This window comes from Thioclava sp. NG1 (assembly GCF_003122275.1).
GTDB classification, from domain to species: domain Bacteria; phylum Pseudomonadota; class Alphaproteobacteria; order Rhodobacterales; family Rhodobacteraceae; genus Thioclava; species Thioclava nitratireducens.
Genome location: NZ_QFBB01000001.1, coordinates 513,812 through 528,857 on the forward strand (window position 1 = coordinate 513,812; position 15,046 = coordinate 528,857).

General features: G+C 64.9%; 11 protein-coding genes and 1 tRNA gene. 7 read left to right on the forward strand and 5 right to left on the reverse strand.

The window, feature by feature from the left end:
• The first annotated feature begins 49 nt into the window (after positions 1-49).
• Positions 50-3,169: a valine--tRNA ligase gene (locus DEM26_RS02505; protein WP_109171621.1), complete on the forward strand. Its 3,120-nt coding sequence runs from the start codon at positions 50-52 to the stop codon at positions 3,167-3,169.
• 190 nt (positions 3,170-3,359) lie between these two features.
• On the opposite strand, the gene DEM26_RS02510 is transcribed toward DEM26_RS02505, so the two are convergent.
• Positions 3,360-4,655 (reverse strand): MFS transporter, encoded by a 1,296-nt coding sequence (locus DEM26_RS02510; protein ID WP_109171622.1) that lies wholly within the window; start codon positions 4,653-4,655, stop codon positions 3,360-3,362.
• Between the two features lie 137 nt (positions 4,656-4,792).
• Here DEM26_RS02510 and DEM26_RS02515 point away from each other — a divergent pair, with 137 nt between their 5' ends.
• Together DEM26_RS02515 and DEM26_RS02520 are read left to right on the forward strand one after the other, a co-directional pair.
• The gene (locus DEM26_RS02515) at positions 4,793-5,902 is read left to right on the forward strand and encodes a pyridoxal phosphate-dependent aminotransferase (protein WP_109171623.1); all 1,110 of its coding nucleotides are present in this window, start codon (positions 4,793-4,795) and stop codon (positions 5,900-5,902) included.
• Positions 5,903-6,037: 135 nt separating this feature from the next.
• Positions 6,038-6,244 (forward strand): hypothetical protein, encoded by a 207-nt coding sequence (locus tag DEM26_RS02520; RefSeq protein WP_088719487.1) that lies wholly within the window; start codon positions 6,038-6,040, stop codon positions 6,242-6,244.
• Here the strand turns inward: DEM26_RS02520 and DEM26_RS02525 are convergent.
• Positions 6,235-7,446 carry a pyridoxal-phosphate-dependent aminotransferase family protein gene (locus DEM26_RS02525; protein WP_109171624.1) on the reverse strand — a complete coding sequence of 404 codons (1,212 nt, stop codon included), beginning with the start codon at positions 7,444-7,446 and terminating at the stop codon, positions 6,235-6,237. The two genes, DEM26_RS02520 and DEM26_RS02525, sit on opposite strands and share 10 nt — an antisense overlap.
• A gap of 197 nt (positions 7,447-7,643) precedes the next feature.
• Between DEM26_RS02525 and DEM26_RS02530 the strand changes: the two genes are divergently transcribed.
• The 3 genes from DEM26_RS02530 (at position 7,644) to DEM26_RS02540 (ending at position 10,857) form a co-directional block, all read left to right on the forward strand.
• Positions 7,644-9,344 (forward strand): ABC transporter ATP-binding protein, encoded by a 1,701-nt coding sequence (locus DEM26_RS02530; RefSeq protein ID WP_109171625.1) that lies wholly within the window; start codon positions 7,644-7,646, stop codon positions 9,342-9,344.
• A 50-nt stretch (positions 9,345-9,394) separates the two neighbouring features.
• Positions 9,395-10,126, forward strand: coding sequence for a CAF17-like 4Fe-4S cluster assembly/insertion protein YgfZ (gene ygfZ / locus DEM26_RS02535; RefSeq protein WP_109171626.1), 732 nt, complete (start codon positions 9,395-9,397; stop codon positions 10,124-10,126).
• A gap of 398 nt (positions 10,127-10,524) precedes the next feature.
• On the forward strand, positions 10,525-10,857 hold the full coding sequence (locus DEM26_RS02540) for a DUF6280 family protein (RefSeq protein ID WP_075773874.1): 333 nt from the start codon (positions 10,525-10,527) through the stop codon (positions 10,855-10,857).
• Between the two features lie 185 nt (positions 10,858-11,042).
• Here the strand turns inward: DEM26_RS02540 and DEM26_RS02545 are convergent, their stop codons facing one another.
• The 3 genes from DEM26_RS02545 to DEM26_RS02555 form a co-directional block, all read right to left on the reverse strand.
• A complete protein-coding gene (locus DEM26_RS02545; protein WP_146194423.1) occupies positions 11,043-12,350 on the reverse strand; it encodes a hypothetical protein in 1,308 nt (435 codons plus the stop codon).
• 144 nt (positions 12,351-12,494) lie between these two features.
• On the reverse strand, positions 12,495-13,856 hold the full coding sequence (locus DEM26_RS02550) for a TolC family outer membrane protein (RefSeq protein WP_075773872.1): 1,362 nt from the start codon (positions 13,854-13,856) through the stop codon (positions 12,495-12,497).
• A 133-nt stretch (positions 13,857-13,989) separates the two neighbouring features.
• Positions 13,990-14,640 (reverse strand): protein-L-isoaspartate O-methyltransferase family protein, encoded by a 651-nt coding sequence (locus DEM26_RS02555; protein ID WP_088719483.1) that lies wholly within the window; start codon positions 14,638-14,640, stop codon positions 13,990-13,992.
• 194 nt (positions 14,641-14,834) lie between these two features.
• On the opposite strand from DEM26_RS02555, the gene DEM26_RS02560 reads away from it, so the two are divergent.
• Positions 14,835-14,908 (forward strand) — tRNA-Cys (locus DEM26_RS02560).
• The last annotated feature ends 138 nt before the right edge of the window (positions 14,909-15,046 follow it).

The window sequence follows — 15,046 nt, forward strand, 5'->3', positions numbered from 1 at the left end:
TCGCCTGCGCGGGCTAAACAGCCCTCAAGCCGAGCCAAGGATGCCTGACATGACGATGGACAAGACTTTCGATGCCGCGAGCGCCGAGCCGCGGATCTACGCGAAATGGGAAGAGGCCGGAGCCTTCAAGGCCGGGGCCAACGCGTCGCGCGACGAGACCTTCTGCGTGATGATCCCGCCGCCCAACGTAACGGGCGCGCTGCATGTGGGCCACGCCTTCAACAACACCGTGCAGGATATCCTCGTGCGCTGGCACCGGATGCGCGGCTTCGACACGCTCTGGCAGCCGGGACAGGACCATGCGGGTATCGCGACCCAGCTGATGGTCGAGAAGGAACTGGCCAAGACCGGTCAGCCCAAGCGCATCGAACTCGGCCGTGAGAAATTCCTCGAGAAGGTCTGGGAGTGGAAAGGCGAATACGGCTCGACCATCATCAACCAGCTCAAGCGTCTGGGCTCGAGCTGCGATTGGTCGCGCAATGCCTTCACCATGTCGGGGGCTCCCGGCGCGCCGGAAGGCAACGAGGGTAACTTCCATGACGCCGTGATCAAGGTCTTCGTCGACATGTACGAGAAGGGCCTGATCTATCGCGGCAAGCGGCTGGTGAACTGGGATCCCCATTTCGAGACCGCGATCTCCGATCTCGAGGTCGAGAATATCGAAGTCGCCGGTCACATGTGGCACTTCAAATACCCGCTCGCGGGCGGCGAGACCTATACCTATGTCGAGAAGGACGAAGAGGGGAACGTCGTCTTCACGGAAGAGCGCGACTACATCTCGATCGCGACGACCCGCCCCGAGACGATGCTGGGCGACGGCGCTGTCGCGGTGCACCCGTCCGATGAGCGTTACGCGCCGATCGTCGGCAAGCTCTGCGAAATCCCGGTGGGCCCGAAAGAGCATCGCCGCCTGATCCCGATCATCACCGATCAATATCCCGATCCCGAATTCGGCTCGGGCGCGGTGAAGATCACCGGCGCGCATGACTTCAACGACTACATGGTCGCCAAACGCGGCGGCATCCCGATGTATCGCCTCATGGACACCAAGGGCGCGATGCGCGCCGACGGGCTGTCCTACGAGGAATGCGCGGCCCGCGCGATGGAGATCTCCCGCGGCGCGGATTTCACCGAGGCAGAGATCGACGCGCTCAACCTCGTGCCCGAGGAACTGCGCGGGCTCGACCGGTTCGAGGCGCGTGAAGCCGTGATCCGTCAGATCACCGAGGAAGGTCTCGCGGTGACGACCACGAAGACCGTCACCGACGAAGACGGCGTTGAGACCGAAACCACCGTTCCGTATGTCGAAGACAAGCCGATCATGCAGCCCTTCGGTGACCGCTCGAAAGTGGTGATCGAGCCGATGCTGACCGATCAGTGGTTCGTCGATGCCGAGCAGATCGTCGGCAAGGCGCTGGACGCCGTGCGCAACGGCGACACCGTGATCATGCCCGAAGCGGGCGAGAAAACCTATTTCCACTGGCTGGAAAACATCGAGCCCTGGTGCATCTCGCGCCAGCTCTGGTGGGGCCACCAGATCCCGGTCTGGTACGGTCTGGACATGGAAGCGCCCGACTTCCGCGATGACGAAGGCGATGGCACGATCGACCTCGTGGAGATGGGCCGCCTGCTCGTCGAGACGAAGATGGTGCATCGCGACGACCGCTACCACTGCGCCTCGGATTTCGAGAGCGTCATCGGCTGGTTCAAGGCGCAGAATGCCGAGCTGCCGACGCCGCTGAACGTGGCGCGCATCGTTGAAGTGGAAGATCGCCACAAGGCGATCGAAGTGCTGGCCGCGAGCCTCGCGCAATACGAGATGACCGAGGACCCGACGCAGCTCGTCTACCCGGTCTGGCGCGATGCCGATGTGCTCGACACCTGGTTCTCGTCAGGCCTCTGGCCGATCGGCACGCTGGGCTGGCCCGAGGATACCGAGGAGATGCGCAAGTATTTCCCGACCGATGTCCTCGTGACCGGCTTCGACATCCTGTTCTTCTGGGTGGCGCGGATGATGATGATGCAGCTGGCCGTGATGGATCAGGTGCCCTTCCACACCGTCTACCTGCACCAGCTCGTCCGTGACGAGAAGGGCAAGAAGATGTCGAAGACGACGGGCAACGTGATCGACCCGCTCGAGATCATCGATGCTTACGGCGCGGACGCGCTGCGCTTCACCAATGCCGCGATGGCGGCGATGGGCGGCGTGCTGAAGCTCTCGGAAGAGCGCATCAAGGGCTATCGCAACTTCGGCACGAAGATCTGGAACGCGACACGCTTCGCCGAGATGAACGGCGTGTTCGAAGGGCCGGTCGTGACCGAGATCCCGCAGCCGACGCATACGGTGAACCGCTGGATCATCGGCGAGACCGCGAAGATCCGTGAGCAGGTGGACGAGGCCTTCGCCGCCTACCGCTTCAACGACGCGGCGCTCGGGCTTTACGGCTTTGTCTGGGGCAAGGTCTGCGACTGGTATGTCGAATTCGCCAAGCCTCTGTTCGATGGCGAGCATGCCGAGGAAACCCGCGCCACGATGCGTTGGGTGCTCGATCAGTGCTACACGCTGCTGCACCCGATCATGCCCTTCATCACCGAAGAGCTGTGGGATCTGACCGCGCCGCAGGGCGACCGCGCGAAGATGCTCGTCCATGCCGACTGGCCGGATTACAAAGCCGCCGATCTGGTGGACGAGGCCGCCGACCGCGAGATGAACTGGGTGATCGAACTGATCGAGGCGATCCGGTCGTCGCGCACGCAGATGGGCGTGCCGGTAGGCCTGAAGCTGCCGATGGTTCTGGCCGAGGCCGATGACGCCGCGCGCGCGGCGCTCGCCAATAACGAGGCGCTGATTTTCAAGCTGGCCCGCATCGAAAGCATCACCGAGGGGCCGATCCCGAAAGGCGCGATCTCGATCCCCGCGCAGGGCGCGCTGTTCGGTCTGCCGCTGGAAGGCGTGATCGACATCGCCAAGGAGAAGGCGCGTCTGGAGAAGGCTCTGGGCAAGATGGAGAAGGAAATCGGCGGCATGAAGGGCCGTCTGAACAATCCGAAATTCATCGCCAATGCCGATCCCGAGGTCGTGGTGGAAACCCGCGAGAACCTCGCCCGCGCCGAGGAAGAGGCCGAGAAGGTGCGTCAGGCCGTCGCGCGTCTGGCGGAGCTGGGCTGAGCGAGGCTTTTAGCGATCAGGGCCGCGCCTGCCCCTCGGGTGGGCGCGGCTCGAAACGTGAGGTCTGCACTTTATCTCGCAAGACCGAACGACGGATGAGCGCGTGCGACATCGCAATGCGCCCTCCCGCGGGGAGGTGCGGGCGCGGCCCCGGGGCCGGTCGTCCCGCGCCGTGAGCTGAGCGGAGACCTTACTCCGACACTTCCTTCATCGTGAAGGCCACGCCCGAGGCGACCACGCAGATTCCCGCATAGACGATCAGCACCATATCCGGCCCCGCTATCGCGAGCGCCGAACTCGCCGCGCCGAAGGCCAGCAGCATCACGCCTACACTCGTGTTCGACACCGCCGTATAGGCCGCGCGATCGTCCTTGGGCGACATGTCCACGAGGTAAGTCGAGCGGCCGAGCCGCACCCCCTGATAGCCGATCATCAGCCCGAACAGCGCCACCGGCGAGGCCCAGATCGTGCCCATCAGCCCCGACCAACTCAATCCCACCGCAAGCGCCAGGAACGCGGCGGCGACCAGCCCGGTGAAGATCAGCACCTTGCGCGAGGAGCGATCCGCCAGCCGCCCCCAGATATAGGAACTCACCAGCGAGGCCAACGCCGAGGCCAGCACCATCGCCCCCAGCGCGCCGAACCGGTTATCTCCGGCATTCGCGGCGAGCAGCACGATATAGGGCGGCGCGAGCGCGGTCGGCAGCAGCAGCACCCGCGCGATCACGAACTTGCCAAGATCGGCATCCTTCCACAGCAGGCTAAGCTCTGACAGGCCAATGCTGCCCTTCGCCTCGCCCGGCTGGTCTTCCTCGCGCAGCGTCGAGAACAGCGCAGCCGCCGCCACCCAGAGCACGGCGGCCAGCGAGATCGCCCCGATCACGAGGCTCATCCGCGGGACGAATCCGCTCATCAGGATCAGCGCGAACAGGATCACCCCGGCCGCAGAAACGCTCGTCGCGATGCCGGTCGTCGTACCACGCCGCGTGCGGTCCACGGTCTTGCCCAGCACGTCCTTGTAGCTCACCGAGGACAGCGAGCGCGCGATGGCCAGCACGCCCAGCGCGGCGAGCATCGCAAGCCCCGCGGCCATCCCCTGCATCGTCAGCGCGATCGCCACGATCGCCGCCGCCGCCAGCCCCTGGATCATGCTACCGGCGGCCCAGGCCCATTTGCGCTGCGGCATCTTGCGGACATGCGGTGCGGTGAACAGCTGCGGCAACAGCGAGCCCGCCTCGCGCACCGGCACCAGCCAACTGACCAGAGCGGCGGGCGCGCCCACCGCCTGCATGAGCCAGCTGAGCACCAGCTTCGGGTCGATCAGCCCGTCTGCCAGCTTGGTCATCGACAGCGATCCGACATGGCGCAAAAAACTGCCGGGTTCGTGCTTGGCGGCGGTGTCGCTCAGCTCTTTCACATTCCCCGGCGCATCGCCGGTCAGCGTTTCGAATAGGGAGGAGGAGAAAGAGGTGTCGCTGGCGCTCATCGGCTGGCTTCCCGAACTTATGTCATTTCACGATATTACGCAGGGAAAAGCGCTTGGCCCAGTCCCCGGTTCCGCCGCGAGGAACCGATCGACGCAGCCTCTTGCCGCATCCGCGCTTTGCGCTTACGCCTGTAGCCATGACCGGACCTCGATATACCCGCCTGATCGACAGCCTTCCCGCCACCGTGCCCTTCGTCGGGCCCGAGGAACACGAGCGCCTTGCCGGTCGCCGCTTCACTGCGCGGCTCGGAGCCAACGAGAACGGCTTTGGCCCCTCGCCGCGGGCGATTTCCGCGATGGCGGCTGCGGCAGGCGATGCCTGGAAATACGGCGACTCGACGAGCTTCGATCTGCGTACGGCGATTGCCGCGCATCACGATGTCGCGGTCGAGAACGTTCTGGTCGGCGAAGGGATCGACGGGCTGCTGGGCTACCTGTGCCGCCTGATGATCGAACCGGGCGATCCCGTTGTCACCTCGGAAGGTGCCTACCCGACCTTCAATTACCATATCGCGGGCTTCGGCGGAGTGCTGCACAAAGTGCCCTATGCCGGGGATCACGAAGACCCGCAGGCGCTGATCGCGAAGGCCGCCGAGGTGGGCGCGAAGCTCGTCTATATCGCCAATCCCGATAACCCGATGGGCACGCATCATCCGCGCGAGACGATCGAGGCGATGATCGACGCGGTGCCGGATGGCACGCTGATGGTGCTGGACGAGGCCTATGTGGAATTCGCCGACGACGGGACCGAGGCGCGCATCGCGGCCGACGATCCCCGAGTGATCCGGATGCGGACCTTCTCGAAGGCCCATGGTCTGGCGGGCGCGCGCGTGGGCTATGCGCTTGCGGCCCCCGGCCTGATCGCGGCTTTCGACAAGATTCGCAATCATTTCGGCATGTGCCGCATCTCTCAGGCAGGCGCGCTGGCCGCGCTGCAGGACAAGACGTGGCAGGCCTACATGCGTCTCCTCGTGGCAGGCGCACGCGACCGGATCGACGAGATCGCGCGCGAGAACGGGCTGAGCACCCTGCCCTCGGCCACGAATTTCGTCGCCGTGGACTGCGGGCAGGATGGTGATTTCGCGCGGGCCGTGCTGCAGGAACTGGACGCGCGCGCGGTGTTCGTGCGGATGCCGTTCGTCGCCCCGCAAAACCGCTGCATCCGCGTCTCGGTCGGGCCCGAAGCCGAGCTCGACGCTTTTGCCGCGGCCCTCCCTGACGCGCTGAAAGCCGCCCGCGCGCGCTGATCTGCGCGCCCTCCCGGAAACAAATCCGCCTACCAAATCGGCAAAAAAGCACCGGCGTCAGCACGTCTCGCCGCAAGGTGAATTGCGCCGACTCGAGGCCGGGCCCATGTTTTGCTCGACAACAGGAGCAGACACATGAGCCGCAAGATCCGCAACGCCCGTATCGCAATGTTGAGCCCGCTGGCCTTCGCGTTGGCCTTCGGCGCCTATGCAGGCAACACCCAGACCAGCCGCGAGATGCGGCTGTCGTCCTCGCGCACCGAGACGCCGCAGGTCTCGCGGGAAGCCTCGGAAGAGGTCGAACAGCTCACCGACTGGCTGGAGCGTCACGGTCAGGCCTGACCGGCGCCTTTCGCGATCGCACCAGCCGCCGCGGCGATGCCGCCGGGGGTGTGCGGGATTTTCAGCGCCTGCATCCCGGCCTCCATCGTCGCCAGCGCGCCCAGCGTCATATGGGCGTTCACATGGCCCATATGGGCGACCCGCAGGAAATCGTTGGCCTCGGGCGTACCGGGTTCGGCCATGCCGAGCCCGATGCCAAGCGTCACCCCCGCCTCGCGCTCCAACCAGCTGCGCAGCCGCTGCGCATTGCCCGCGCCGATCCGCGCTGCCGTCACCGAATGCGCGCGATGCGCCGGGTTGGCGATGTTGAGCGCGATATCCCCTTCCTGCCCCCAGGTCTCGAACGCAGCCCAGACGGCGGAGGCGAGCGTCGCGTGACGCGCCCAGATATGGGTGAGCCCCTCTTCCTCGAGGATCATCTTGAGCGACTCGTCGAGGCCGAAGAGGTGATGCGTCGGGGCGGTGCCTCCGAAATACTGGTAGACCATCTCGGGGAAGGCGCGCGGCTGCCAGTCCCAATAAGGCGTGACCATATCGGCCTCGCGGCTCGCCGCCAGCGCCTTGTCGGAGAACCACACAAAGCCCAGACCCGGCGGCACCATCAGCCCCTTCTGGCTGGCCGCGACCATCACATCGACGCCCCAATCGTCCATCCGGAACTCGTCGCAGGCGAGCGAGGCGATGCAATCGACCATCAGCAGCGCCGGATGCCCCGCTGCGTCGATCGCCGCACGGATCGCCGCCACGTCGTTGACCACGGAAGTCGCGGTATCGACATGGGTCAGCAGCACGGCCTTGATCTCGTGATCCTTGTCGGCGCGCAGTGCCTCTTCGACGCGGGCCGGATCGGCGGGCGCCTTCAGGCCGAATTCCAGCCGCTCCACATGAACGCCCATCGTCGCCGCGTTACGCGCCCAGATATTGCCGAAGCGCCCTGTCACGAGGCTCAGCGCCTTATCCCCGCGCGAAAAGACGTTCGCGATCGAGGCCTCCCACGCACCGTGGCCGTTGGCGATGTAGATCGCGACATGGGACGAGGACATTGCCACCCGCCGCAGATTCGCCGCGACCCGCACCGAGATCTCCTCGATCTCGCCCTCATAGATGTTGGGCGCCGGGCGATGCATCGCGGCCAAAACGCGGTCGGGCATCGTCGAGGGTCCGGGAATTGCGAGGTAGGGGCGACCTTGGGCAAGGCTCATCGGGTATCTCCGTCTGGCACAACGAATAATCGGTAATGCCGCCCGCGCGCGGCGTCAATCTCGCGCCCGGCTTGCACGCAGGCCCCGTCTCGCGGTAATTCACGGACTTAACCGCGCGCTCGAGAGGCGCGCCTATCGCATGGTGCCTCGTGGCCAAGACTGCAAACCCTTACACGTCGAAACACCTCGCCGGCCGGATGTGGCGCGATTATCTGCGCAAGCACTGGCCGATGATCGGGGTGTCGATGGTCCTTCTGATGATCGAAGGCTCAACGCTGGGCGCACTGAGCTGGATGCTCAAACCGCTCTTCGACAAGGTCTTCGTGCAGGGCGAGAGCGAGTTGATCTGGTGGGTCGGCGCCGCGATATTCGGGCTGTTCGTGGTCCGGGCGACGACCTCGGTGGCCTCGCGCACGGTGATGACCAGCGTCTCGCTGCGCACGTCGAGCGACATGCAGACCGATCTGTTCCGCCACATGCTGCGGCTCGACCAGCGCTTCTACCAGGCCAACCCGCCCGGCGCCCTGATCGAACGGGTGCAAGGCGATACGAGCGCCGTGCAGAACGTCTGGAAGATCTTCATTTCCAGCACCGGGCGCGATGCGGTCTCGCTGATCTCGCTGTTCGCCGTTGCGGTCGCCATCGATCCGAGCTGGACCATGGGCGCCGTGATCGGCGCGCCGCTTCTGATCCTGCCGGTCGCGATGGCGCAGCGCTACATCCGCCGCAAAACCCGGCAGATGCGCGAAAGTTCCTCCGACCGCGCGACTCGGCTCGACGAGGTGTTCCACGGTATCGCTGCGGTGAAGCTCAACGGGATCGAGGATTATCAAGCGGGGCGCTTCGCGCGGCTGGTGGACGAGGTCCGCATCGCGCAGATCAAGACCACCTTCATTTCGGGGCTGGTGCCCGCGATGATCGACATCATCACCGGGCTTGGCTTCTTCTTGGTACTGATCCTCGGCGGTCAGGAAATCATGGCGGGCGAGCGTTCGGTCGGCGATTTCATGTCCTTCTTCACCGCAATGGCGCTGGCCTTCCAGCCGCTTCGCCGCCTCGCGAATTCGGCGGGCTCTTGGCAGACGGCGGCGGCGAGCCTCGAGCGGATCTATCGCCTGTTCGATACCGAACCGTCGATCACCTCGCCCGCGCACCCCGCCGCCCTGCCCGAGACCACGCGGATCGAGTTCGACGGCGTACATCTGCATTACGGCGACAAGCATGTCCTGCGCGGCCTCAGCTTCGTGGCGGAGCCCGGCCAGACCACCGCACTCGTCGGCCCTTCGGGCGCGGGCAAGACCACCGTGTTCAACCTGCTGACCCGGCTCGTCGATCCCGATAGCGGGCGCATCACTCTGGGCGGCACGCCGCTGAGCGATCTCGGCGTTGCCGAACTGCGCCAGCATTTTTCGACCGTGTCGCAGGACTCGGCTCTTTTCGACGAGACGATCCGCGAGAACGTCCTGCTCGGCCGGCAGGAGGTAGATCCCGACCATATCCAGACCGCGCTCGAAGCCGCGCACGTGACCGAGTTCACAGACCTTCTGCAGAACGGCATCAATACCGGCGCAGGCCCGCGCGGCTCGGCGCTCTCGGGCGGACAACGGCAAAGGGTCGCGATTGCGCGCGCCGTGCTGCGCGACGCGCCGATCCTGCTGCTCGACGAGGCGACCTCGGCGCTCGACACCGTCTCCGAGGCAAAGGTGGCGCAGGCGCTCTCGGAGCTCAGCGAGGGCCGCACGACGCTGGTCATCGCCCACCGCCTGTCGACCGTGCGCAACGCCGACAAGATCGTCGTGGTGGTTGAAGGTCAGGTCGTCGAACAGGGCACGCATGACGAACTGCTGGCCAAGAACGGGCCCTATGCGGGACTGTGCCGGATGCAGCTTCTCGATTGAGTTGGCATTCCCGCCCCGGCTGCCTACATGGGCGGGGAAAGGAGACCTCCATGGCCGAGCGCATTCTCTACGAGATCACTGGCACGGATCGCGAGCACTTCCTGCAAGGGCTGGTGACGAACGACGTGCGCCACGTGAATGACGGGCTGGTCTATACCGCCCTGCTGACGCCGCAGGGAAAATACCTTGCCGATTTCTTCTTGCTAGCGCGAGGCGACGCGATCGTCATCGATATCGACGAAAGCATCGCCGAGGCGACGATCAAACGACTGGGCATGTACAAGCTCCGCGCCGACGTCGCGATCGCGCCCTCGGATCTCAAGGTCTACCGCGGCACAGGTCCGGCACCCGAGGGCGCGCTGACCGATCCACGCCATCCCGACATGGGCTGGCGGCTTTACGGCGACGAGGCGGGCGATGACGGCACCGATTGGGATGCGATCCGGGTCGAGCATTGCATCCCCGAGACCGGTATCGAACTGACCCCCGACACTTTCATCCTCGAAGCCGGGTTCGCTCAGCTGAATGGCGTCGATTTCCGCAAGGGCTGCTATGTCGGGCAAGAGGTCACGGCGCGGATGAAGCACAAAACGGAGCTGCGCAAAGGCTTCGTCACCGTAGGTGTCGAAGGGCCCGCGGAACCGGGTGCCGAGATTACCGCCGAAGATCGCAGCGTGGGGCGTCTTTTCACGCGTTCGGGCGATCGCGCGATCGCCTATCTGCGCTTCGGGCGCGCCAATGGCGAGTTGTCGGCTGGCGAGGCCGTGGTCACTTATTTATGACCGCCGCGGATCAACTGTTTCGAAAAGCGCAAGCCCCACGGCGGAGATTTGCGGAACATCGTGACGCAGAGGAAACGACGATCGGCCGCACCTGGGGCACCAAAGGTTTTTTCGCTGCGCCCATCCCGTAAACTTGTAATGTTTACAGAATATTAACCGGCTCTTGATGCGATACGGGTTTCGCGCTTCGCGAATGACAGCCCTTGAATTTCGGGCGCCCGCGCTTAATTCGCGTTCAATGCGATCCTTCGCGAAGGACCAGGTTTTGGAAACGGGCAAAGGTGCCATGCGTTAAGCGCATAGCTGCCATGTGACCCAAGCCATATCGAATCGGGGGCCGAAAGGCCTAGATGGCCCTCACGCCAGGAAACGCAAGAGCAATAACAAAGGACGGAAGAATGCGCGATTTCGTTGACGGCTCGGCCTTCAATTACGAGCAGGGCCAACGAGCCCGCAAACTGTTCGCCGCTGTGGTCCTCGCGGCCTTGGACGATGCGATTGCAGACGACAAGAAATACGGCAATGGCCCCGAGCAGATCGCCCGCTGGGCACGCTCGCGCGATGGCCGTGAAGTCCTGTCCTGCGCCGGCATCGATCCGAACGAGCGCGTCGTCCGGGGTTTGATGGAATTCGTCGGCAAGGGTGTCCGTACGTCGGTCGCGCTGTCGCGCGAAGAAAGCGAACGCCGCCTCGCCGCGATCTCGGATGAGCACGAGGCCGAAGCGGCCTGATCCTGTCAGGCGCCACGGCGACAGTTGAGTACCCAAAACGGCGCGTCCCTCAGGGCGCGCCGTTTTGAATTTTCAAGCGCAGCTTTGCGCCGAGATTACCGCAATCGCGGCTGAAGCGCATGTTCGCGGGGGCAAACAGCGCGCGATCGTCGCCCCTGCCCCGGCTGTGTTGGCGATGGCGCGAGTCAGTCCAGATCGCGGCTCATCAGCGCGCGCTGCACTTCGCGGCGCACCATCTTGCGCAGATTACGTGTGATCTTCGCGCCAAGTGCGCCTTGCAACTCTTCGCGCAGCATCGCCGAGACGATCTGACGAAGTTGGGTTTCGTTCATCGATTGCACCGCCGGATGCAGCGGCGCTTCAGGTTGGTCCGGCGTCGACGCGAGTTCAGCCTCGAGCGCGGCGATCTCGTCGGCTTCGGAATCCTCTTCCAGCGTCGCACGCAATTCGGCATAGCTCGACATACGTGGCTCCGGCTCCGGGATGCGCGCCCCGGCATCGCTGAGATGCAGGCGGCGTGGCGGTGCGGAATCGGTCGGTGGCGCGGTTGTCGCCTCCGGCGCGGCAGCGCCACCCGCGTCCGGTTCCGGTGCAAGATCTTCCCAATCCTGTGCCGAAGGCGCCTCCTCCGGTGTCTCAGCTCCCGGCGGGACATCGAAGCCCAAGAGGGCGTCTGCCCCGATCGGCGTTTCGCCGGGATGAACGTCTTCCGGCTCCCCTTCGTCTGTGTCGGCCGCAGCGAAATCAAGCCCGGCCAAGGGATCGGTTTCGGCAGGCGCGGCGGCATCCTCTGCCGGGAGCGGCTCTGTGATATCTTTGTCCGCGGCCCCAAACTGATCCGGCGATTGCGGCGCGACGAACCCGGCCACGTCCTCCCAATCGGCAGTGGCAAAAGTCTGCTCCGGATCCGCACCTTGGGACCAGACCGGCGTGAAGCTCTCGGGAAGTTCGGTCAGGGGTGCAGTGCCGGCAGGTTCGAACCTGTCGCCTGTCTCGGATTCGAAATCTGAGCCATCGCGCGCGACTTCCGCCTCGAGTTGCGCGAGCGACCCTTCCAGCCGCTTGAGCTCATCGTCGAACCCGCCCTGCTGCAGTTCCGCCTCCGACGGCCAGGGCTCGGCCTCGGCATCGTCGAATTCGGGTTCGAAATTCTGTGGCTTCCGACGTGCCTCGGACAGTGGCGCGGGCGCCTCGGCCCCTGCAGGCGCGGCGGCCTTCTCCGGCTGGTCCTGCGCGAAATCCTGCGGTTCGGCCGCCTCTTCTTCAGGCGTCACTCCCGGCGCGGACCATTCGAGATCATGGATGTCGCCCTTCGGCTCCGCCTGCGTGTCGGAGACGAGATGCGCGGGCGTCAGAACCAGCGGATCGGGGGCCGCACGCTCGGCCTTGGAGGCCGGATAACTCTCGGCCATACGCGGGCTGTCCTGCGACACCAGTCGCCGGATCGATGCCAGCACATCTTCGATTTCAGGTCTGGGTCGGGTATCAGCCATAATCACTCCATCCTGCAGCGCGCACGCGCGCCTGTCCAGCCGTGACGGATCCGAAACTGCGAGGGACACCCGGAGGCTGCGATACCCGCGCCACTATGGCGCGGCGGGCGGGCCCCAAGAGCCCGCCGGAACACCGGTTGGTCGTTACTGGCCGATGGCCTTGAGCACACGATCCAGACGCTTGCCCTGCGGGCTGAGCGTAAGGGGCGCGGTGCGGACCGCATTGTAATAAGCCGCGGGATCATAGGTCGGAATTCCAAGCTTCAGGTTTTCTACCGTCAACAGCCCCATAGCGGACAAAAGTTGATAATAAGCTACCTGCAGCGTGGCGGCCGCGTCGATCCGTCCGGCCTGCGCATCAAGCAGATCCTGTTCTGCCGAGAGCACGTCGAGCGTGGTACGGGCGCCCAGAAGCGCCTCTTCCTTGACGCCCTGATAGGCGGTACGCGCTGCGGTGATCTGCTGGTCATAAGCCGAGATCTGCGCCTTCGCGATGTCGATCGCCGACCAGGCATTGGCCACGTTCTGCGCGACCGTCACGCCGGCCTGGCTGAGTTGTGCACGGGCCGACTGGTCGTTCGCCACGGCCTGGCGCTGTGCCGAGAGAAGCGCACCGCCGGAATAGAGCGTCTGGCTCATTTCGATCCCGGCGGACTGCGTCTGGATGCCCTGCTCTTCCTGCTTCAGGCCGAGCGAACCGGTGATTTTCGGTAGACGATTGGCGCGGGCGTAATCAACGCCGAGGTCATAGACCGCAACAGTGTGCTGCAGTTGCTTGATGCTCGGATGGCTGCGTAGGGCGATATCGCGCGCGGCATCCAGCGAGCCCGGCAGCGAGGGCCGCTTCGGGAACGCCGCGAGATTGCTCGGGTAGTGCCCGGTCGCGGCCTTGTAGGCCTCGCGCGCGGAACGCAGCTTGCCCTGTGCCGCGGCGAGCGACGCGCGGGCAGAAGCCAGCTGCGCCTGTGCGAGCGAGACGTCGGTCTTGGTGACTTCACCCACTTCGAACCGGTCGTTCGACGCCTTGAGTTCCTCGTTCAGGACGCGCGCGGAATTCTGGTTGATCGCAACCTGCTCGGAGGCCGACTTCACATCCGAATAGGCCTGGATCGCCGCCAGAAGCACGTTCTGTTCGACCGAACGCAGCCCCTCGCGGGTGGCGAGCACGGTCTCTTTCTTCATCGAGACATTCAGCTTGTTACGGCCGAAATCGAACAGCGTCATCGACGCGCCGAGCGTGGTCGAGGCTTTTTGCGAGATCGTGCGCGTGGCGTCGGCATTGAGGTAATCGTAGCTCGCGGTCCATTGCAGGACCGGGCGCAGATTCGCGACGGCTTGCGCGACGTCTTCATCCGCGGCCCGCAGCGCAGCGCGGTTCTGCTCCAGCAGGTTCGAATGGCGATAAGCAGAGACCAGCGCGTCGGCCAGCGTCTCGGCCCCGGCCGTGATAGGCGCCATGGCGGTCGCCGCGACCAAAGCGGTCCATGTCAGTGTCTTGCGCAGCATCGAATGCCCCTCGTTTTCCTGTATCGCCACAGATGCAGGAGTCCCTCTGCCGCCGGGCGCAATTACTTTAAGTTTATCGGCTCGCCGCTCGATTGCATATCCTGCAAAACAGCTAGCCTATTCGATGTGCCTTTCAGAGCACGAATTCACGCGGCTGCACGAAGCCCGGAAGGACCGGTGCGGTGCCATTGAACAGGTCGCGCCAGCTCATCGCTCCGTCGATCTTGTAGCCGATCCGAGCGATGCCGAGGGCGCCTTCCATGAAAATCGCGGCGATCCGACCGCCTTCCTTGAGCTGCTCGATCAGCGCGGGCGGAATGGCTTCCACTGCGCCTTCGATCAGAATTGCGTCATAGGGGCCGTGCTGCGCCGCACCCTCGGTCAGCGCGCCGGTCACGACGGCGACATTGTCGGCCCCGGCCTCGGCCAGCGCGGCCTCCGCCTGCGACGCCATGTCCCCGTCTTCCAGCGCGACGACTGCCTCGGCCATCCGCGCGATCACCGCGGAGGAATAGCCGAGCCCCGCGCCCACATCGAGCACCAGATCGTCGGGCTGAATGTCGAGCGCGTCGAGCATCTTCGCGAAATTGCGCGGCTCGAGCAGAACCCGGCCCGGTGCCAGTTCGAGGTTTTCCCCGATATAGGCGGCTTCGCGCTTGGCCGCGGGCACGAATTGCTCGCGCGGCACATGCAGCATCGCCGCGATGATCGGGAATTTGGTCACGTCGTTGGGGCGGACCTGCGTGTCGACCATCACGGTGCGGCGCGTAGCGAAATCTTGCATGTCGAGAACTCTTCGGTAGCAAACCCTTGTGGGCGGTTTTGCCACAGAAGCAGGGCCTGAGCAAGTTATGCGAGAGCCAGATCCGACCTGCCGTCGCGCTCAGGGGCGATGGCGCCCGCGCACAATGCATCTCGGACGCAACTCGCCTCTTGCGCGGGCGCCTGCGATACCGTATCTGACGCCCACACCACGGTGGCGAGTTGGCGGAGTGGTGACGCAGCGGATTGCAAATCCGTGTACACCGGTTCGATTCCGGTACTCGCCTCCACCTTTCCCCGAAAAATTCAGTTTTCGCCCACGGGGCGACTCCCGACAGAGCCTGCCCCCGATCGCGGCGGCGAGGGCGGAATACGAAGGCCCCGCCTCTTTCGAAGCAGGGCCGGCTATCTCTCCGTCAAACCGATGA